General features: G+C 62.3%; 16 protein-coding genes and 1 rRNA gene. 2 read left to right on the top strand and 15 right to left on the bottom strand.

The genetic code is table 11. The features are described from left to right. The 15 genes from G7Y51_RS09460 to G7Y51_RS09390 form a co-directional block, all read right to left on the bottom strand. A 16S ribosomal RNA gene (locus G7Y51_RS09460) occupies positions 1 to 120 on the bottom strand; the annotation flags it as partial. A 391-nt stretch (positions 121 to 511) separates the two neighbouring features. Next, on the bottom strand, positions 512 to 1,072 hold the full coding sequence (locus tag G7Y51_RS09455) for an exonuclease domain-containing protein (RefSeq protein ID WP_165176870.1): 561 nt from the start codon (positions 1,070 to 1,072) through the stop codon (positions 512 to 514). Between the two features lie 2 nt (positions 1,073 to 1,074). Next, positions 1,075 to 1,500, bottom strand: a complete 426-nt coding sequence (locus G7Y51_RS09450) for a hypothetical protein (protein ID WP_165176868.1) — start codon at positions 1,498 to 1,500, stop codon at positions 1,075 to 1,077. A gap of 61 nt (positions 1,501 to 1,561) precedes the next feature. Then, complete coding sequence (locus G7Y51_RS09445) at positions 1,562 to 2,053, bottom strand: thermonuclease family protein (RefSeq protein ID WP_165176866.1); 492 nt, start codon at positions 2,051 to 2,053, stop codon at positions 1,562 to 1,564. A 228-nt stretch (positions 2,054 to 2,281) separates the two neighbouring features. Continuing rightward, positions 2,282 to 4,513, bottom strand: coding sequence for a ferrous iron transport protein B (feoB, locus tag G7Y51_RS09440; RefSeq protein WP_165176864.1), 2,232 nt, complete (start codon positions 4,511 to 4,513; stop codon positions 2,282 to 2,284). A gap of 134 nt (positions 4,514 to 4,647) precedes the next feature. Next, entirely contained in the window at positions 4,648 to 4,932 is a 285-nt protein-coding gene (locus G7Y51_RS09435) for a DUF2325 domain-containing protein (RefSeq protein WP_165176862.1), read from the bottom strand. A 244-nt stretch (positions 4,933 to 5,176) separates the two neighbouring features. Continuing rightward, complete coding sequence (gene trpA, locus G7Y51_RS09430; protein WP_165176860.1) at positions 5,177 to 5,944, bottom strand: tryptophan synthase subunit alpha; 768 nt, start codon at positions 5,942 to 5,944, stop codon at positions 5,177 to 5,179. Positions 5,945 to 5,946: 2 nt separating this feature from the next. Continuing rightward, positions 5,947 to 7,140, bottom strand: a complete 1,194-nt coding sequence (trpB, locus tag G7Y51_RS09425; RefSeq protein WP_165176858.1) for a tryptophan synthase subunit beta — start codon at positions 7,138 to 7,140, stop codon at positions 5,947 to 5,949. A gap of 90 nt (positions 7,141 to 7,230) precedes the next feature. Then, a complete protein-coding gene (locus G7Y51_RS09420) occupies positions 7,231 to 7,872 on the bottom strand; it encodes a phosphoribosylanthranilate isomerase (RefSeq protein WP_165176856.1) in 642 nt (213 codons plus the stop codon). After that, entirely contained in the window at positions 7,866 to 8,744 is an 879-nt protein-coding gene (locus tag G7Y51_RS09415; RefSeq protein WP_165176854.1) for an indole-3-glycerol-phosphate synthase, read from the bottom strand. The genes G7Y51_RS09420 and G7Y51_RS09415 overlap by 7 nt, the downstream gene beginning before the upstream one ends. Further along, on the bottom strand, positions 8,734 to 10,326 hold the full coding sequence (trpD, locus tag G7Y51_RS09410; protein WP_165176852.1) for an anthranilate phosphoribosyltransferase: 1,593 nt from the start codon (positions 10,324 to 10,326) through the stop codon (positions 8,734 to 8,736). Before trpD ends, G7Y51_RS09415 begins: the two co-directional genes overlap by 11 nt. Beyond that, a complete protein-coding gene (locus G7Y51_RS09405) occupies positions 10,307 to 11,767 on the bottom strand; it encodes an anthranilate synthase component I family protein (protein WP_165176850.1) in 1,461 nt (486 codons plus the stop codon). Before G7Y51_RS09405 ends, trpD begins: the two co-directional genes overlap by 20 nt. 714 nt (positions 11,768 to 12,481) lie before the next feature. Then, positions 12,482 to 14,674 carry a glutamine synthetase III gene (locus G7Y51_RS09400; RefSeq protein ID WP_165176848.1) on the bottom strand — a complete coding sequence of 731 codons (2,193 nt, stop codon included), beginning with the start codon at positions 14,672 to 14,674 and terminating at the stop codon, positions 12,482 to 12,484. Positions 14,675 to 14,721: 47 nt separating this feature from the next. Further along, positions 14,722 to 15,144, bottom strand: a complete 423-nt coding sequence (locus G7Y51_RS09395; RefSeq protein WP_165176846.1) for a peptidylprolyl isomerase — start codon at positions 15,142 to 15,144, stop codon at positions 14,722 to 14,724. 64 nt (positions 15,145 to 15,208) lie between these two features. Beyond that, entirely contained in the window at positions 15,209 to 15,643 is a 435-nt protein-coding gene (locus tag G7Y51_RS09390) for a hypothetical protein (protein WP_165176843.1), read from the bottom strand. On the opposite strand from G7Y51_RS09390, the gene lysA reads away from it, so the two are divergent. Together lysA and G7Y51_RS09380 are read left to right on the top strand one after the other, a co-directional pair. Continuing rightward, positions 15,590 to 16,870: a diaminopimelate decarboxylase gene (gene lysA, locus G7Y51_RS09385; RefSeq protein ID WP_165176841.1), complete on the top strand. Its 1,281-nt coding sequence runs from the start codon at positions 15,590 to 15,592 to the stop codon at positions 16,868 to 16,870. The genes G7Y51_RS09390 and lysA overlap by 54 nt on opposite strands. A gap of 83 nt (positions 16,871 to 16,953) precedes the next feature. Then, positions 16,954 to 18,354, top strand: coding sequence for an MATE family efflux transporter (locus G7Y51_RS09380; RefSeq protein ID WP_165176839.1), 1,401 nt, complete (start codon positions 16,954 to 16,956; stop codon positions 18,352 to 18,354). The last annotated feature ends 6 nt before the right edge of the window (positions 18,355 to 18,360 follow it).

Here is an 18,360-nt window from a genome sequence, read left to right as displayed (position 1 = left end):
CCACGCGTTACTCACCCGTGCGCCACTCTACTCAGGGCCGAAGCCCCTTTCGCGTTCGACTTGCATGTGTTAAGCACGCCGCCAGCGTTCAATCTGAGCCAGAATCAAACTCTCCAGTTCAAATCTGTACTTAGATTCCCGCTTTCGCAGAAATCAGAATCTCAAAGACTCTTTCTTCCCACTCGCTATTCACTTGTCAATGAACCACCGGGAGGTCTCCCCCCTGCCGCTTTCCAGCGGCGCGGTGCAGACTTATGCACCATCCACAACAAGCTGTCAACGCTTTTTTTCGCAGGCGGAAAAATTTTTTTCGCCTTCTTGCGAGGACTCAATTGTTGCGAAAATGTAACATAGGCATTTTCCACTGGCCTGTCAACCACATTTCGCGCTTTTTTTGAGATCTATAGCTAAGTGCTTTATATTACTCTTGAATTATTAAAGAACGTCACCTGCCATCGACGAAGAAAAGCCGAAAACAGCGGGACGTTTTCCCGAATCGTGCTGGCGCTGATCAAAGGAGCATCTGATTGTCCGTGACGCCCAGGGCCCGCAGGCGCAGGTAGATTTCCGCGCAGGCCGCCGCGTCGGAAGCCGCATGGTGATGCGTAAGCGCAATGCCGAAATACTCGCAGACCCGGTCAAGCTTTTTCGAAGGCAGCGGCAGGCTGCGCCGGGAACCCCTGAGGGTGCACAGAAAGGGCTGTTCGGGCACGGGCAGACCCGCCGCCCGGCATGAGGCCTGGAGCACCCGCCGGTCAAATGCGGCATTGTGCGCCAGCAGGTAGTGCGCACCTTCCAGAAAAGCGCTGCATTCCGGCCAGATCTCGGCAAATGTGGGCGCATCCTTGAGCATGGTCCACGTCAGGCCGTGAATTTCCGTAAACAGCACGCGGGAAGACGGCGGCCGCAGCAATTGATAGAAACTCCCGGCGAGGCGGCCATTTTCAATGCGCGCCAGTCCCACGGCGCAGGCGCTGTTCCCGGAATAACCGGCTGTTTCAAAATCTATGGCCACATAGCAGCGACCCGGATCGCGCCCGGCAGGCGGAGCGGCCGCCGTTTCCGTCCGCATGGTCATGCCCCGGCAGCAGCGGCCCTGGCGGCTTCCGCCAGACGCGCGGCAATGTAGCCGCGCATGCCCGGATCATCCCCATCCAGGTTGAAGCAACAGGCGTCCTCGCCCATCAGCCCTTCGGGAACATAATCCCCCAACTCGTCGGGATCCGTGATCATATCGGCGTAAAAGCACACGGACAACCAGCGGCTTTCCGGCTCGTCATCCACCACGTCCACCAGCACGAAAAGCTCGCGCTTTTGCTGGGATTCATGCCGGGCGCGCAATGAATAACTGACCCCGGGCCGGGCCTTGAAGTCCAGACTCACGCCGGGACGGCTTGCAAGAAAGCTCTGAAAATCCGTAAAGGCCTTTTTGGCCTGCAGCGGGTCCTGACGCCAATTGTCCAGAAAATCCTGTACTGCTTGTGGACAGGAAATGCTCATATCGGCTCCTTTGCTCTCCCAATAATGTTGTATAACAGCGCGTGCGGCCCAATGAGCTAAACTAGCGGCTCCACTGCCAGGGCGGCGTGCTCATGTTCAAGCTCCACAGACCGCGCCTGTTCACCACTGCCTGATGTTCCTGAATATACCAGCGGCGGCAGAACATGGCCTTGCAGGTCGAGCGGTTCACCCAAGCCAACCCTTCAGCCAGCAACTGATAGGTAACCGAGGCCCCGTTCACCTGCACCAGGGCCTTCACAGCGCCATGCGCGTCCTCGCCCACGGAATCGACGCCTATCTTTGTCCCTTTGGGCATGAGTTTGAGCAGATAATCCCGCGCCTCGCGGCCATAGGGCTGCGTCAGGGCAGGAGCGTCAATGCCGTAAAGCCGAAGAATAACGACGGGCTCGTCCTTGCCGCGTTTTTCGCAGACGGAAATTGTCGTGCCGTCTTCCACCCGCACCACATAAGCATCCCAGGCATGAACAGCGGGGCAGAACCCAAACGAGAAAAGCAAAAGCAGGCCCAGAACAAGGGCGGCGCGCTGGTTCATTCTGCCCTCCCCCTCTCCATGATTTGCAATGCTCCCGGCCTGCCGGGAAAAAAGCCGCGGGGGCGTCCGGCAGGCCGGGCTCTGGTCTCTGCGCCGGAAAAAACTTTTACCGTATAAATAATGCCCGCGCCGTCCAGCCTTTGTCAAGGCGGAGCGGCGCGGGAAGGACAAGAGGAACAAAGCCTTTTTCTTTCGGCGCGGCTTTGCATGGCTTAATGAGGGCTGGCCCTAACCCCAGACCGCGCGGCCTGCCTGATAAGCCGCCACAGCCACAGCATAGGCCAGGGCCGTGTTGAACAGTATGCTGAACGCCACCCAACCCCAGCTCCCGGCCTCTTGCCGGATGACTACCAAAGCCACAAAGCAGGGCGAATAGAGCAAGACAAAAAGCATCAGCGAGAGGGCTGTGGCCTTGAACCAGGAGCTGTCGGCCTTAAGCCTTTCGGCCAGAGGCTCCGACTCCTCGGCATCCACTTCGCCCAGGGAATAGGCCGTGCCCATTGTGGCCACCACGGCTTCCTTGGCCGCAATGCCCGCCAGCAAGGCGATGTCCGTGCGCCAGTCGAAACCAGCGGGGCGCGTCACCGGCTCCACGAATCTGCCCAGACGTCCCGCGATGGAATACGCAAGTTCCTCTTCGCTCAGATCGGCTTTGGCCTGGCCCAATGCATCTTCCAGAGCCTTTCGCCCGGCGGAATCCTGGGGCAGGGCTGCCGCCTGTTTTGTCAGAGCTTCGATCCGCTGCTCATAGGGCGCGGCAAGCTGCGGATCAAGGGCGGGAAAGGTCATAGAAGCCCAAATCACTATGGAAATGGCCACCAGCACAGTGCCCGCCTTTTTCAAATACATCCAGGCGCGCTCCCAGCAATGCAGGAGAAGGCTGAACAGGGTGGGCAGGCGGTACGGCGGCAGTTCCATGACAAAAGGCGTGGCCTGGCCCTTGACGATGGAGGATCGCAGCAGGCGCGCCACCAGCAGGGCCGCGACCCATCCGGCCAGCATGACCAAAAACATGATCAGGGCCGCGTTGTCCGGGAAAAAGGCCCCGGCCAGCAGTAAAAAGACCGGCAGCTTGGCCCCGCAGGCCATGTACGGCAGGGTCAGCAAGGTGGCCAGCTTTTCCTTGGGGCTGCGCAGCGTGCGCGTGGCCATGACTCCGGGGATGGCGCAGCCGCCGGCAATGCCCCCGGAAATGATGTACGGCATCACCGAGGCGCCGTGCAGGCCGAAAAAGCGGAAAATGCGATCCATCATATAGGCCACGCGCGCCATATAGCCGCTGTCTTCCATAAAGGAGATCAGGGCGAACATGATCAGAATCAGGGGCACAAAGCTGACCACGCCGCCCACGCCCGCGATCAGGCCGTCCACAATCAGGGATTTCGCGGGTCCGTCCGGCAGGACAGCGTCAAAAAACTCCCCCAGCCAGCTGAAGCCGTCCTCTATCCAGCCCTGGGGATAGGCGCCCAGGACAAAGGTGAGCTGAAAGACGAGAAAGAGCGCGCCGATCATGATCAGCGGCCCCAGGAAGGTATTGGTAAGCACTTTGTCCAGTTTATCGGTAAGCGCCAGACGATCCTTGCCGGGATCCTGGCGCATGATGCCGTCACGCAGCAGGCCGCGGATATAGCCGTAGCGGTAGTCCGTGATGATTGCTTCCATGTTGGCGTTGAGCGTGCCGCGCACATGTTCGGCAACCTTTTTGCGAATGGCATCCAGCGCCGCTGTGGTCCTGGCGTCGGCCTCCGCAGCTTCCCTGCGGATTTCCTCGTCGCCTTCAAGCAGTTTCACGGCTGTCCAGCGCGGATGGTAACGTCCCGCAAGCAGCCCGGCATCAACAATTTTCTTTTCCATCTCAGCCAGCGCCCCATCCAGGTCCGTGCCGTAGGAAAGGCGCAAGGGCTCGCATTTTCCGGCGCGGGCCAGATCCACAGCCGCGTTGAGGGCTTCCTGAAGCCCTTCGCCCGTGCGCCCCACCATAGCCACCACCGGCGTGTGCAAGAGCCGGCTCAGGCGCTCAATGTCGATGTGAATGCCTGCCGCGCGGGCTTCGTCCATCATATTGCAGCCCACTACCACCGGAATGCCCATTTCAAGCATCTGCACGGCCAGCAAAAGATTGCGCTCCAGGGCCGAGGCTTCCACAATATCAATGACGGCCTGCACATTGCCGCCCGCAAGCTCGCGACGGGCCACAAGCTCTTCCTGGGAATAGGCGGCAAGCGAATAGGTGCCCGGCAAGTCCACCAGGGTGACGGCCACGCCGTTGCAATGAATGTGGCCCTCCTTCCTGTCCACAGTGACGCCCGGATAATTGCCCACATGCTGGCGCGCGCCGGTATAGCCATTGAAAACCGTAGTCTTGCCGCAATTGGGATTGCCTGCCAGGGCAATGCGCACGCCCTGCCCCTCGCGGCTGTGAATATCTTCACCAGTGTCGAACTGCCTGACCGCGCTCATGCAAAAACCTCCGTTGCGACGCACATGAAGACCTTGCCCGACGTTTTCCCGCGAGCCGAAAGTGTCCCCAGTAACGCCACTCTATAAAAACGAAATTCAATTCCGAAAAAAAATAGAAGCTCGTTCAGAAAATGTCAAGCTGATGATACGGAAGGCAAACAATCCCGCAGCGAGGAAACGCCGCAGGAATGCAGCAGATGGAGAGGAATGTTGCGCGATCGGGCCAGTTGCACGGCCTTGCGCCTGGCCTCATGGGAAACCTTGTTGGTGAAGACGATCACTGCGTCGGGATTGCCGATTCTGTGCACGAAATTCCGTTCATTGCGGCTGATGCAGGTAAGGCTGTGGCCTTTTTCCCTGGCAGCCGCAATATAGTCCTGCTTCAGCCTGTCCATGCCGCCGATCAAGGTAACGCACATAATTTCCTCCTGCGTTGAGGCTTCCCGCAGCCCCCGTGGCGGGAAAGCTGTTCTCTTCACACGCTTGACCTTCCTTTTAAATGAAAATGAATTTCAATGTCAACATATTTTCTTCACTTTCCCGGCGTAGGCCGTTACGACGGACGGCATCAGGCCTCGCGCAGCCCGCGGCAGACGGGCAGGATAACGTCAGGCCCGCATCCTCCAGGGATGCGGGCCTGCCTGCGGCGGCTGAAAAAACGCCCTATTTCCAGCGCGCCAGGAACTCCTCCGCGCTGCCGCCGTTATCCAGATGTTTCAGGAGCGCGCTGCCGAAAACAACCGCATCGGGCCGGGCTTCAGGCGGCAAGGCGGCCAGTTGCGCGGGTTCGCGCAGGCCGAAGCCCAAAGCCAGGGGCAGGGAAAAGGCCGCGCGAGCGCGGCTCATGGTGGCCGCCACCTGCGGCGCCAGATCCGCGCGTTCGCCTGTAATGCCCATGACCGAGACCACATAGGCGTAGCCTTGGCTATCCGCGGCATATAACAGCATGCGTTCCGTGCCCGTATTGGGGCCCACCAGCGGAATCAGGGCAATGCCCCGCTCTTTGAGCGCGGCGCGCAGGGGCGCGGATTCCTCAAACGGCAGATCCGGCACGATCAGGCCGTGCACCCCGCCCTTTTCCGCATCCCTGGCCAGATTTTCCAGGCCGTACTGCAAAAAGGGATTGAGATAGCCCATGAGCACCACGCCGGCCTTGATCAGGCCCCTGCGCTCCACAAGTTCCCGCAGGATGTCCCGGAGGTTGACGCCGTCGCTGAGCGCGCGGCGCGAGGCTTCCTCCACCACCGGGCCGTCGGCCACGGGATCGGAAAACGGCACGCCGATCTCAATGATGTCCGCGCCGTTTTCGTCCAGTTCCATCAGTGTGGGCCAGAAAAGCGCGCGGTCGGGAAAACCCGCGGTCAGAAAGGGGATCAGGGCCGGACGCCCGGCAGCCGTGGCCTTGCGGATTTTTTCTTCGAGAATATGCATGATTACACCTCTTCCCTGGCCGGGATGTTCCGTTCCAGCTCCTTGCGGATGATGTCCATATCTTTGTCGCCCCGGCCGGAGAGGTTGACCACCACATGACTGCCGGGCGCGAATTCCTGCGGATGATCCAGAACCCAGGCCAGAGCGTGCGAGGACTCCAGGGCGGGCAGAATGCCTTCGGCCCGGCAAAGCCGCTGGAATGCGGCCAGCGCATTGGCGTCCTTGACCATGCCGTACCGCACGCGCCCGCTCTTGTGCAAAAAGGCGTGCTCAGGGCCCACTCCGGGATAATCCAGGCCAGCGGAAATGGAGTGCGAAGGCTCGATCTGGCCGTCGTTATTCTGGAGCAGCATACTGTAATTGCCGTGCAGCACGCCGGGCGCGCCCAGGTTCAAAGGCGCGGAGTTGAAGCAGCCCGGCTCGCCGGTGCCTGCGGCCTCCACCCCGATGATCCGCACGCCCTCATCCTCAAGAAAAGGATGAAACATGCCGATGGCGTTGGAGCCGCCGCCCACGCAGGCCACCACCACATCCGGCAGTTTGCCGGTTTTTTTCAGGATCTGGGCGCGGGTTTCCTTGCCGATGACGCTTTGCAGCAGACGGACCAGGGTCGGGAAGGGATGCGGCCCGGCGGCCGTGCCAAAACAGTAGTGCGTGTTCTGCTGGCAGGAAATCCAGGCCCGCAAGGCCTCGTTGATGGCGTCCTTGAGCGTGCGGGTGCCGCTCTGCACCGCGTGCACCTGAGCGCCGAGCAGCTTCATGCGCATCACGTTGGACGCCTGGCGTTCCACATCCTCGCCGCCCATGTACACCGTGCAGGCCAGGCCCAGACGCGCGGCAGCCGCGGCCGTGGCGACGCCGTGCTGTCCCGCCCCGGTTTCCGCCACCAGGGCGGTTTTGCCCATGTGCCTGGCCAGCAGAGCCTGGCCCAGCGTGTTATTGACCTTGTGCGCCCCGGTATGCAGCAAATCCTCGCGCTTGAGCCAGAGATTGAAGCCCAGCTCCCGCGAAAGCGTGGGGCAATGCGTCAGAGGCGTGGGGCGGCCCGCGTAATTGCGCAGCAGATCGTCCAGCTCGGCCTGAAACGCGGGCGTGGGCAGGATATCACGCATGGCCGCTTCCACTTCCAGAAGCGGCGGCATGAGCAGTTCGGGCACAAAGCAACCCCCGAATTCCCCGAAGTACCTGTTTTTCATAAGAACTCCCCAAAAAATTGTTCCATGAACGCGTGCGCGGAAGCCGCAACCGCAACATCCTGCCTTTGAAATCAGCGTTTTTTCAAAGGCTCAGGCAGCCGAATCCGCGCCCCTGCCACCGGCCTTGAGCGCGGCCGCCACGGCTGCCTGAAGTTTTTGCGCATTTTTCAGGCCCGGCGCATCCTCAATGCCGGAATTGAAGTCCACGCCGCCGGGCGCGCACTGACGCAGGGCCTGCCGCACGTTGTCCGCGCCAAGGCCCCCGGCCAGCAGCCAGGGCCGCGGCGGCCGCAAGCCCGACAAATCCTGCCATTCCAGCCGTCTGCCGCTGCCGCCTCCGGCCGTGCCCGCATCCAGCAGATAAAAGGCGCAGGCCCGGGCGTGCTTCAGCAGTTCAGCATGCAAAACAGCCCGATGCGTGTAACGATCCGGCCAGATCACCCGTATCACCCGCTCCGCGCCCACAGCCAGCGCGCACTCCAGGCTCTGCCCGCCGTGGAGCTGGGCCAGATCCAGGCGCGCGGCCCGCATAATCTGCCGGATTTCCTCGGCATCCTGTTCCACAAACACGCCTACCCGGCGCATGGAGCCGCTCTCAAGGCGGGCGGCCTGCTCCGGCGCTATGCAGCGCGGGCTTTTGGGGTGGAAAATAAAACCGCAGAATTGCGCGCCCAGGCGGCTTGCAAGGTCCAGATCCTCCTGCCGGGTCAGGCCGCAAATTTTGATCAGCATGGCTGCTCCCCTGATTGCGCTCTCTTCTCCGGCCCGGCATCCGGCCCGGAAAGCAGGGCGGAAAGCGCGGCCCCCGGCCTGCCGTTTTCCATGAGGGCGCTGCCCACCAGGGCGGCCCTGTACCCGGCCTCGGCCGCCTCGCGCAGATGTTCATGGCGGCTGATGCCGCTGGCCGCCACCCATATTTCATGCGGAGCGGGCGGCCAGGTCCGGGCCAGGGCCAGACAGGCCGCGCGATCCACGGCAAAGGTTTGCAGATCCCTGGCGTTGACTTGGATAATCCGCGCGCCGCTTTCACGCGCCATCCGCAGATCTTCCGCGTCGAAAATTTCCACCACAGCCTGCATGCCCAGGCTTTCGGCCGTTTCCCGCAACTGCCGCAACAGCGCGGCATCGGGCGTCAGACGCACAATCAGCAGAAGGGCTGACGCCGGGGTGGCCGCCGTGGCGCGCACCTGCAGGGGATCAAAGATAAAATCCTTGCGCAGCAGGGGCAGAGGGCCCTGCCGGTACAGCTCGGACGCGGCGGCCCGTTGCAGAAAATCCAGGCGGCCGTGAAAATGCCTTTCTTCCGTGAGAATGGACAAGGCCGAAGCTCCGGCCCCGGCGTACTGGCGCACGGCTTCTTCCACGCTCAGGGATTGGCAGATCACCCCGCGCGACGGCGAGGCCCGCTTGTATTCCGCGATCACGGCCAGAGGGGCTTTTCCGCCTTCTGTCCGGCTTTGCGCCTCGGGCCGGGCCGTGAGCAGGGCTTGCGCAAAATCCGGGCGCGGGGCGGCCAGAGGCGCGGGCAATTTCCCCTGCTCGGCCGCCCGGCGCAAGGCTTGCACCTCAGCCTGCTTGGCCGTGTAAAAACGCTCAAGCCGCATGCAGCACCTTCCTGCCCAGGCCGCCGCTGACCGCCTCCCGGGCGCGGGCCATGCACAAGGTCATGTCCCAATTTTCCTCCAGAAGATAGAGGGACAAGCCCACGTTGAGCGTCACCATGTCCAGCATGGCCCTGGAGCCGTTGCCGTCAAGTATGTCTTTGAGCACGGCCACGGCTTCCTCCTTGCTGTGCACGGCCAGATCTTCGGGCGCGCAGGGCCGGATGCCGAAATCCGCCGGGTCCAGCGCCAGAGGGCTGATGGCGCCGTCATGCAGCAGCGCGATTTGCGCCGGCCCCAGGGGCGTCACTTCATCATAGCCGCCCGCGCCGCACACCACGGCCGCCCGGTACAGAGGCGACTGGATCAATGTCTCGGCCGCCAGGGGCACCAGTTCGGGCCGGGCCACGCCCATGAGCAGATGGCTCGGGCGCGCGGGATTGATCATGGGGCCCAGGATATTGAAGAGCGTACGCACCCCCAGTTCCTTGCGCAAGGGGCCGATATTTTTGAAGGCCGGATGAAAATACGGCGCAAAAAGAAAGGCGAAATTGCGCCGCCGCACCATTTCGGCCACGGAAGCAGGATTTTTGTCCAGACCAATGCCCAGGGCTTCCAGAGCATCGGCGCTGCCGCACTTGGAGGAGACGGCCCGGTTGCCGTGCTTGACCACTTTGTAGCCCATGCCCGCCAGCACCAGGGAGGTGGCCGTGGAACAGTTGAAGGAGTTGCGGCCGTCGCCGCCCGTGCCCACCACGTCGATGCTGATGCCGGAAATGCCGTCCACACGCACGGCCCGGGCCAGGGCCGCGCGCGTGGCATGGGCCAGCTCCAGGGCGCTTTCGCCCTTCATGCGCAGGCCCATCAGAAAAGCGCCCGCCTGGGCCGGGGTCATTTTGCCGTCCATCAGCGCGGCAAAAGCCGCGGAGGCCATTTCAGCCGTGAGATCCTCCCTGCGGGCCAGGCGCTCCAGAGTGTCCGCGAGATCCGCGGTCCCGCTATCCGTGCTCAGCACCGACTGCGGGAAATTGCCCAGCAGGCGCAGGCCGTCGGGGGTGAGCACGGATTCGGGGTGAAACTGCACGCCCACCCAGGGGCGATCAGTGTAGCGCAGGGCCATGACCTCGCCTTCCGGCGCGCGCGCTGTCACGCTGAAGCGCGGGTTGGCGGCGTCCTCGTCGGCGCGCACCACCAGGGAATGATACCGGCCCACGCGCATGGGATTGGGCAGGCCGCTGAACAGGCCCGTGCCGTCATGCACGATTTCCGACTGCTTGCCGTGCATGATGCAGGGGCCTATGTCCACCCTGGCCCCGGCATGCAGGCCCAGGAGCTGATGCCCCAGGCAGACGCCGAGCACCGGAATGCGCGGATCAAGGCGGTTCAGAAATTCCGGGCAGAGCCCGGCCCTGGCCGGATGGCCGGGCCCGGGAGAAATGCAGACCATTTTCAGCTCCGGATCAACCGCGGCCTCCAGCACCGCGGGGTCGTCATTGCGCAGGACGCGCGGCTCATGCCCCAGAGCGTAAAAGGCCTGCACCAGATTGTAGGTGAAGGAATCGTAATTATCGATGAGCAGAAACATATTCTTCGTCCTCCGCTCGCAGCGCCAGGCGCATGATGGCTGATTTGTTGCACACTTCCTTCCATTCCAGTTCGGGATCGGAGTCATGAACAATGCCGCCGCCCGCCTGCCAGAACAATCTGCCGTCGCGCAGCCACATGCTGCGGATGGTGATGCCTGTGTTCAGATTCACGCTGGCCTTGTCCAGGCCCAGCCAGCCGATGCAGCCCGCGTACGGGCCGCGCGAGCGGCCTTCCAGCTCACGGATGATCTCCAGGGCCCGCGTTTTGGGCGCGCCGGAAACCGTGCCCGCCGGGAACGCGGCGGCCAGCACGTCCAGGGCGTCCAGGCCGTCGGCCAGCCGCGCCGTGACCCGGCTGGTCAGGTGCATGACATGGGAAAAGCGTTCCACTTCCATGTACCGCTCCAGATTGACGCTGCCCGGCCTGGCCACCCGGCCCAGGTCATTGCGGCCCAGATCCACCAGCATCACATGCTCGGCGCGCTCTTTGGGATCGTCGCGCAGTTCCGCGGCCAGACGGGCGTCTTCCAGATCGTCCCTGCCCCGGCGCCGCGTGCCTGCAATGGGGGAAAGCTGCAAACGCCCTTCCGTGCAGCACACCATGACCTCCGGCGAAGAGCCGAACAGGGTCAGCTCCGGGAAGCGCATGTAAAACATATAGGGCGAAGCGTTGAAACGCCGCATGCGGCGGTACAGCGCAAAGGGGTCGCCCGCAAAAGGCGTTGAAAAGCGCACCGAGGGCACCACCTGAATGGCCTCGCCCTGGCGCAGCATTTCCTTGATCCGCTCCACGCGGCTCTTGTAGCCTGCTTCATCCGGCTCGGCCAGGATTTGATCCGGCGCAAAAGTCTCGCTCTGGCCCGGATCCCTGCCGGTTGCGGGTCCGGCGGCCTGACGGGCGCTACGCAGATCCCGGTGCTCGCCCAGGCTTACCTGGCAGAGCCGATTGTACAGATGATCGAAAACCAGCACCGTGCCGGGCAGGGCCAGAAGGCAGTCGGCCTCTTCAGGCGGCATGATCCCGGCCAGCTTGGGATTGAACAGCCCGGCCATGCCGAAGCCCAGGCAGCCGTACAGGGCGCGGGTGATCGGCGGCAAATCCCGGACATTTTCCGGCGGCAGCACATGCAGACACTGCATCAGCTCGCGCAGGCCCGACACAAAGGGCAGGCCCTCCAGATCAGCCAGCGGCGCGAGGCCTGGGCTTTCCACGCGCAGGGCCAGCTTGCCGTCCCGGCAGGATATGAACAGGGCCATGTCGCAGGCCAGGATGCTGTACCGGCCCCAGCGGCCGTCCACTTCGGCGCTTTCCAGCAAAATGCCGTTGCCCGCGCCCGCCATGCCCATGAACAGGCTGATCGGCGTATCCATGTCCGCCGGAAGCCAGCGGGCGGATTGCTGCAGGGTCAGCCGCGACCGTGCGATTGTGTTTGTTTCCATCCTCCACATCCTTATGAATAGATGTATGTTGCAACAGGCGGTGCTTGGAACTGCGTTCCGCCCACAAACGGCCTGTGCCCTCCTCGCCTTGCCGCGCTGTGTGCCTTCGCCCCGGCAGAGCGTTGCCCGCGGAAAGGCTCTCCTGCTGCAAGACATAAAAAAAAGCGCCGTCCCACAGGGAGACGGCGCTTGCAAAAGCTGACCGGAACGAACGGATTTTTTATGCCCGCACGTCTCCCCCACGCATCTGCCTGCGCCACCACCAGCCCATAACGCTGTCGGCAAAGAAGGCGGTCGGGAAAACGTGCATAAAAAAATCCTTATCCGGTTCCGTTGTTTTTTCAAAAACTACACAGACAGCCGCACTGTGTCAAGGGCGTATGCCGGGCCTGCGCCCGGAAAAAGAAAAATCCCTCCGGGCGGGCATGACAGCGCGGGCCTGCCGCCTAGAGTATTTTGTGATTGAAAATATCCATTTTCAATCACTTCGCTGCCATCATTTCGCGTCCAGGCTTCAGCCGTTGCGACGAAGGAAGCTACGGATGAAGACAGCAACTGGTTACTGCGGCAGCCAGCCAACGCAACCGCTGTCGCTATCCGTAAGCAAGCAAAGCTTGCTAACGGCTACCGCAACGCGGTCTGGACGCTCATTCGGCGCGGGCGTCAGCTAACGCTGTCGCCAGAGCGTTTAGCTCATTTCATGAGCAAGACGCTCTATTTGCCGAACAAAATCTCCTGATAGTTGGGCAAGGCCCACAAATCATCAGCCACGCGGGTTTCCAGAAGATCCGCGCAGCAACGGACTTCGCCCATCGCAGGCAGCACTTCCGCGCAATACCGTCGGGCCGCCTCAAGGCCTTCGCCCTGAGCGGCCACATCGGCGAGGATTTCTTCGAGCCTGGCGGTGGCCGCCTGCAGGGCGCGCAAATGCGTGGTGACTTCGTCCAGGGTCAGGGTCCTGAACTCTTTGCCGATGGCCTGCATGTGCGCGGCCGTGCCCGCCAGCTCGCCCTGATAGCGCATGCCCGCCGGGAAGATGATCGTGCGCGCCATGCGGATCACCAGGTTGGCCTCGGTGCGCACGGTCTTGCAGTACTGTTCCAGATAAATGTCCTGACGGGCCTTGAGCTCGGCCCGCTTCAGGATGCCCTGCCGCTCATAGAGGTCAATGACCTCCGGCCGGGTCAGTTCGGGCAGGGCCTCCGGGGTATTGCGCAGATCCGGCAGGCCGCGCCGCCGGGCTTCCTTGTGCCAGATCTCCGAATAGCCGTCGCCGTTGAAGATCACCGCGCTGTGCTCGTCAATGACATGCTCGATAAAGGATTGCACAGCGGCATTGAACGGCTTGCCCGCCTTGAGTTCCTTTTCCAGCCAGTCCGCGGCAAAACCCAGGGAGTCGGCCATCATGGCGTTGAGCGCGGTGATCGAACCGGCGGCCGACTGGCTGGAGCCCACGGCCCGGAATTCAAAGCGGTTGCCGGTAAAGGCCACGGGGCTGGTGCGGTTGCGGTCGCCGGGATCCGTGGGCAGGGGCGGCAGGGTGTCCACCCCCACATTCATGATCCGGCCGCTTCCGCCGCCTGCCGCGTCGTCAGCCCGCCCGGCCCGGAAGGCTTCAAGAACCTCGGTGAGCTGATCGCCCAGAAAGATTGACATGATCGCGGGCGGCGCCTCGTGCGCTCCCAGGCGGTGATCGTTGCCGGCGCTGGCCACGGTTGTCCGCAACAGGCCCCCGTACTTGTGCACGGCGCGGATCATGGCCGAGCAGAATACCAGAAACTTGGCATTGGCGTGCGGGGTCTCGCCGGGATCAAAGAGCGTGCCCAGCTCGGCATTGCCAATGGAATAATTGACGTGCTTGCCCGATCCGTTGATGCCGCTGAAGGGCTTTTCGTGCAAAAGGCATTTGAGCCCGTAGCGTTTGGCCACATTGCGCAGCGTGGACATGATGATGTGATTGTGGTCCACGGCCAGATTGCTCGGCTCGTAGAGCGGCGCGATCTCATACTGGCTGGGGGCCGCCTCGTTATGGCGGGTGCGCACGGGCACGCCCAGCTTGTACAGCTCGCGCTCCACTTCCATCATGCAGGAGAGCACGCGCTGGGGGATGACCCCGAAATACTGGTCGCTGAATTCCTGCCCTTTGGCCGGGCGCGCGCCGAACAGCGAACGCCCGGCTACCTGAAGGTCAGGTCGGGCGAAATTGAAGTTATTGTCAATGAGAAAGTATTCCTGCTCCAGACCCGCATAGGAGATAACCGGCAAATCCGTGTGGATGTTGAAGAGCGCCAGCACGCGCTGGGCCTCGCGATTCAGGGCCTGCCCGGAGCGCAGCAGCGGCGTTTTTTTGTCCAGGGCCACGCCCGTCCAGGAGAGGAACATGGTGGGTATGCACAAAAAGGTGCCGTTGGGATTTTCCATGATGTAGGCCGGGCTGGTCACGTCCCAGGCCGTGTAGCCGCGCGCCTCGAAGGTGGAGCGCAGGCCCCCGGAAGGAAAAGAAGAGGCGTCCGGCTCGCCCCGGATCAGCATGGAGCCGGAAAACTCCGCAATCACGCCGCCCGTGCCGTCGGGCATCAGGAAGCTGTCGTGCTTTTCCGCGGTTTGCCCGGTCAGCGGGTAAAAAATATGGGTGAAATGGGTAGCGCCTTTTTCAATGGCCCAGTCTTTCATGACCGCGGCCACTGTGTCGGCTATGGAAGGATCCATGCGCTCGCCGAACTCGATGGTCTTGCGCAGCGATTTATACACGGCCTTGGGCAGGCGCTCGCGCATCACCCTGTCGCTGAAGACATTGCTGCCGAAAATATCCGTGGGCCTGGTATCCGCAAAGTTCAGCGGCGCCGCTTCCGGCTTGTATGTGGTGATGGCCTGAATGGCGTTATTGCGGGCATTATTGCTGCTCATGAACGCTCCTTGCGTAAAATCCTGCTCAAAACCGGGCGAAATCAGGGCTACTTTACGTCCACAATCTCTATTTCAAAAGTCAATTCCTTGCCCGCCAGCGGATGATTGGCGTCCAGCGTGATTTCATCGTCGCCCACTTCGGCGATGGTCACGTCCATCTGGCCCTGCTCGTTGGAAAGTTGCAGCGGCACGCCCACTTCCTGGGGAATGTGATCAGGCACCTGCGCGCGCGGCACCGTGAAAATCAATTCGGGATCCACATCCCCGTAGGCCTGATCCGCCGGAATTGTCACCGTGACGGTGTCGCCTGCCTCACGCCCTTCCACGGCCGCCTCGAAGCCTGGGATCAGCATGCCTTTGCCCAAGGTAAACTCCAGGGGATCACGCTCTTTGGAAGAATCAAACACCGTCCCGTCGGCAAGCGTGCCCGTATAATGCACGCGAACCGTATCACCTTTCCTGATGGCCATAAAAACTCCGTTCTCAGTGCCGCAACACCGTATTATGGTCTGTGCCGAAGCACAGATGTTATTGTTAGAGCGTTTTGCCAATGAAATGAACTAAATCTGGCAGGGCGAAGCCATGCCCGCCCGCGAGCGTCAGCCGTTGGCGGCTGTGCCAAAACAGCAGAAGCAGAATGCCAGCGCGATCAGCGGCTTTTTGAACATATTCCCTGCTGCGCGGCAGCGGTTTTTTGCCCGTGCAGCCGCTTCGCAAGAGAACACGGCGCGGGTCTAATGTCAATGCGGCATAGCGCTGCGCGCAGGGCTGCCGCATAAAATGTGTCTGCCCTGCGCCGACCAGGGCCGCGGGCTTGACAGCGCGCGGCGCGGCAAGGATAATTAACATTTGTGCGTAATCAAAAGCCGTCTGCTTTTGCTGCAAACGGCCCAGCAGCCCTTTTTCGAGGTACTTATGTCCGACATCCGCTCCACGTATACCGACAGCCTGAATTTCTACGGCAGCCATACGCCTCTCGAACTTGCCGAAACCTACGGCACGCCGCTCTATATTTATAATGAAGGCATCCTGCGCGAGCGTTGCCGGGATTTGATGACGCTTACGAGCCACCCCGGCTTCGGGGTCAACTATTCGGTCAAGGCCAATGCCAATCCCGCGCTGTTGCGGATTATCCGCCAGGAAGGCCTGGTTGTGGACGCCATGAGCCCCGGCGAATTGTTCATGGATGAGCTGGCGGGCTTCACGGCCGGGGAGATTCTCTATATCTCCAACAACAATTCGCCCGAAGAGCTGCAAAATGCCCTGGCGCACGGGCTTTTGGTCAGCGTGGATTCCCTCTCCCAGTTGGATGCCCTGGGGCGGCTCAACCGTGGCGGCAAGGTCATGGTGCGTTTTAATCCCGGCATCGGCGCCGGGCATCACGCCAAGGTGATCACCGCGGGCAAGGAAACCAAATTCGGCGTCACGCCCGACAAGATGGATGAGGTCTTTGCCTTGCTGGCAGAGCATCGCATGACCCTGGCCGGGATCAACCAGCATATCGGCTCCCTGTTCATGGAGCCTGACGGCTATCTGGAAGCGGCCGCGGTATTGCTGCATCTTGCGCAAAGCCTGCCCGGCAATGCCTTGGAAAAACTGGAGATTATTGACTTCGGCGGCGGATTCGGCATTCCTTACCGCAAATATGAGCAGCAGCCGCGCCTGGATCTTGCCGAGCTGGGCCGCCGCCTGCACGAACTGCTCAGCGGCTGGGCCCGCAAGACCGGCTACGCCGGGCGCTTTCTTATTGAACCTGGCCGCTATGTGGCCGCCGAGTGCGGCGTTTTGCTGGGCCGGGTCCATGCTGTGAAAAATAATGGCGACAAGCGCTATGTGGGCACGGATCTGGGCTTCAATGTGCTGGTGCGCCCGGCCATGTATGACTCTTTTCACGATCTGGAAATTTACCGCCGCCCCGGCGAGCGCGCGCCGTCGCAGGAGCCGCAGCTCCAGACCGTTGTGGGCAACATCTGCGAGAGCGGCGATATCCTGGCGAAAGACCGCCTCTTGCCCGTCATGCGCGAAGGGGATGTGCTGGGCGTCCTGGATGCCGGAGCCTATGGCTTTGTGATGGCCTCCAATTACAATCAGCGCCGCCTTCCGGCAGAGGTGCTGATTCAAAGCAACGGCACGGCGCGGCTGATCCGCCGCCGGGAGACGCTTGAAGACCTTGCGCGCGGCTTTGCAGGCCTGTGACGCAGGCCGGGCGTGATCGCGGCCCGGCGGGAAAATGACGATGATAACGGATGCCACGCTTTTGCCTCCCCTGGGCGGTCGTGATGCCCAAGCCTGATTTAAGCACCTCGCCGCGCGCGGTCTGGCGGCTGACCTGGCCGCAGATGCTCATGATGTACCTTGTGTTCTTCATGGGCTTCATCACTGTCTGGGTGGCCGGGCGGATCAGCGCCGACGTGCAGGCGGCCCTGGGCATGGTGACGCAATGCGCCGTTTTCCTGATGGCCGTGATCATGGCCGTCTCCAGCGGGGCCACGGCCGCTGTGAGCCAATCCCTGGGCGCGCTCAGGCTGCTCCGGGCCCAGCGTTATGTGAGCGCCACGGTGATCGGCAGTCTGGGCCTGGGCCTGCTGATGGCCCTGATCGGGTGGCTGTTCGGGGACGATATTCTGCGCCTGCTCATGGTGCCGGAAAGCATTCTGCCCATTGCCCGCGAACTCTGGCAGGTCACCATGCTGGCCCTGCCCGCCCAGTATGTTTATTCCGCCACGGGCGTCATGTTCCGCGCCACCCGTCAGGTCCTGCCTCCGCTCTGGGTGGCCGCCGTGGTTTGCGCGGCCAACCTTGTGGCCTGCCTGGGCTTCGGCCTGGGCTGGTTCGGCCTGCCCGCCTGCGGCTATATGGGCCTGGCCTGGGCCACCTTCGGCGCGCAATGCCTGGGGGCCGTCTGCAACTGCCTGCTGCTGGCCCGCTCCGGCTATCTGCAGCGCCGCGCCCTGCCCAGCCTGCGCTGGCTCAAGGCCGGCCTGCCCTATCTGCTGCGGGTCGCCCTGCCCGCGGGCGCGGCCCAGATTGTCTGGCAGTCGGGCTATCTGACGCTTTTTGTGCTGGTGGCCTCGCTGCCCGCGGACAGCGTCAACGCCCTGGCCGGTCTCACGGCCGGGCTGCGGGCGGAAGCTCTGCTTTTCCTGCCGGGCATGGCCTTCAACATGAGCGTGGCCGTGCTGGTGGGCAACAGCCTGGGCGCCGGTCAACCCGCGGAGGCCAAACGGGTGGCCCTGAACATGGTCGGCGTGGCCGCTGTGCTCATGAGCCTTATGGCCGCCGCGCTCTGGCCCTTCCGCCGGGAAATCGCGGAGCTGCTTTCGCAAGAACCGGGCACGCAGGCCCAGATCATCAGCTATTTGACGTATAATCTGCTTTCCACGCCCTTTTCCATTGCCAGTACGGTCATGGGCGGCATCATGATCGGCGCCGGGGCAACCCAGTATAATCTGATGATTTACGGAGGCACGTTCTGGCTGGTGCGTCTGCCTCTGGGCTGGCTTCTGGGCCACAAGCTCTGGGGCACGGCCTCGGGCGTTTTTGTGGCCATGCTGTTTTCGCAGTGTCTGCAAACCGGCATCATGCTCTATGTAGTGCTCTTCCGCGACTGGGCGCGCTTTGCCATGAACCGCCTGCGCAAAACGCCTCCACAGGGCGAAAAGCCCGCGCTGCGGGCCTGACGTAGA

The organism is Desulfovibrio sp. ZJ369 (assembly GCF_011039085.1).
Lineage (GTDB): Bacteria > Desulfobacterota > Desulfovibrionia > Desulfovibrionales > Desulfovibrionaceae > Desulfovibrio.
This window is presented reverse-complemented; position numbering and strand designations above follow the sequence as displayed.

Excerpts from the sequence above, each read along its gene's own strand:
- G7Y51_RS09395 (WP_165176846.1), bottom strand. The coding sequence starts at position 15,144 with ATGGCCATCAGGAAAGGTGATACGGTTCGCGTGCATTATACGGGCACG.
- G7Y51_RS09390 (WP_165176843.1), bottom strand. The coding sequence starts at position 15,643 with ATGGCTGCCGTAGAAATTCAGGCTGTCGGTATACGTGGAGCGGATGTC.
- G7Y51_RS09450 (WP_165176868.1), bottom strand. The coding sequence starts at position 1,500 with ATGAGCATTTCCTGTCCACAAGCAGTACAGGATTTTCTGGACAATTGG.
- trpB (WP_165176858.1), bottom strand. The coding sequence starts at position 7,140 with ATGAAAAACAGGTACTTCGGGGAATTCGGGGGTTGCTTTGTGCCCGAA.
- trpA (WP_165176860.1), bottom strand. The coding sequence starts at position 5,944 with ATGCATATTCTCGAAGAAAAAATCCGCAAGGCCACGGCTGCCGGGCGT.
- trpD (WP_165176852.1), bottom strand. The coding sequence starts at position 10,326 with ATGTTTCTGCTCATCGATAATTACGATTCCTTCACCTACAATCTGGTG.
- G7Y51_RS09420 (WP_165176856.1), bottom strand. The coding sequence starts at position 7,872 with ATGCTGATCAAAATTTGCGGCCTGACCCGGCAGGAGGATCTGGACCTT.
- G7Y51_RS09405 (WP_165176850.1), bottom strand. The coding sequence starts at position 11,767 with ATGGAAACAAACACAATCGCACGGTCGCGGCTGACCCTGCAGCAATCC.
- G7Y51_RS09445 (WP_165176866.1), bottom strand. The coding sequence starts at position 2,053 with ATGAACCAGCGCGCCGCCCTTGTTCTGGGCCTGCTTTTGCTTTTCTCG.
- lysA (WP_165176841.1), top strand. The coding sequence starts at position 15,590 with ATGTCCGACATCCGCTCCACGTATACCGACAGCCTGAATTTCTACGGC.
- G7Y51_RS09435 (WP_165176862.1), bottom strand. The coding sequence starts at position 4,932 with ATGTGCGTTACCTTGATCGGCGGCATGGACAGGCTGAAGCAGGACTAT.
- G7Y51_RS09380 (WP_165176839.1), top strand. The coding sequence starts at position 16,954 with ATGCCCAAGCCTGATTTAAGCACCTCGCCGCGCGCGGTCTGGCGGCTG.
- G7Y51_RS09455 (WP_165176870.1), bottom strand. The coding sequence starts at position 1,072 with ATGCGGACGGAAACGGCGGCCGCTCCGCCTGCCGGGCGCGATCCGGGT.
- G7Y51_RS09400 (WP_165176848.1), bottom strand. The coding sequence starts at position 14,674 with ATGAGCAGCAATAATGCCCGCAATAACGCCATTCAGGCCATCACCACA.
- G7Y51_RS09415 (WP_165176854.1), bottom strand. The coding sequence starts at position 8,744 with ATGCGGCTTGAGCGTTTTTACACGGCCAAGCAGGCTGAGGTGCAAGCC.
- feoB (WP_165176864.1), bottom strand. The coding sequence starts at position 4,513 with ATGAGCGCGGTCAGGCAGTTCGACACTGGTGAAGATATTCACAGCCGC.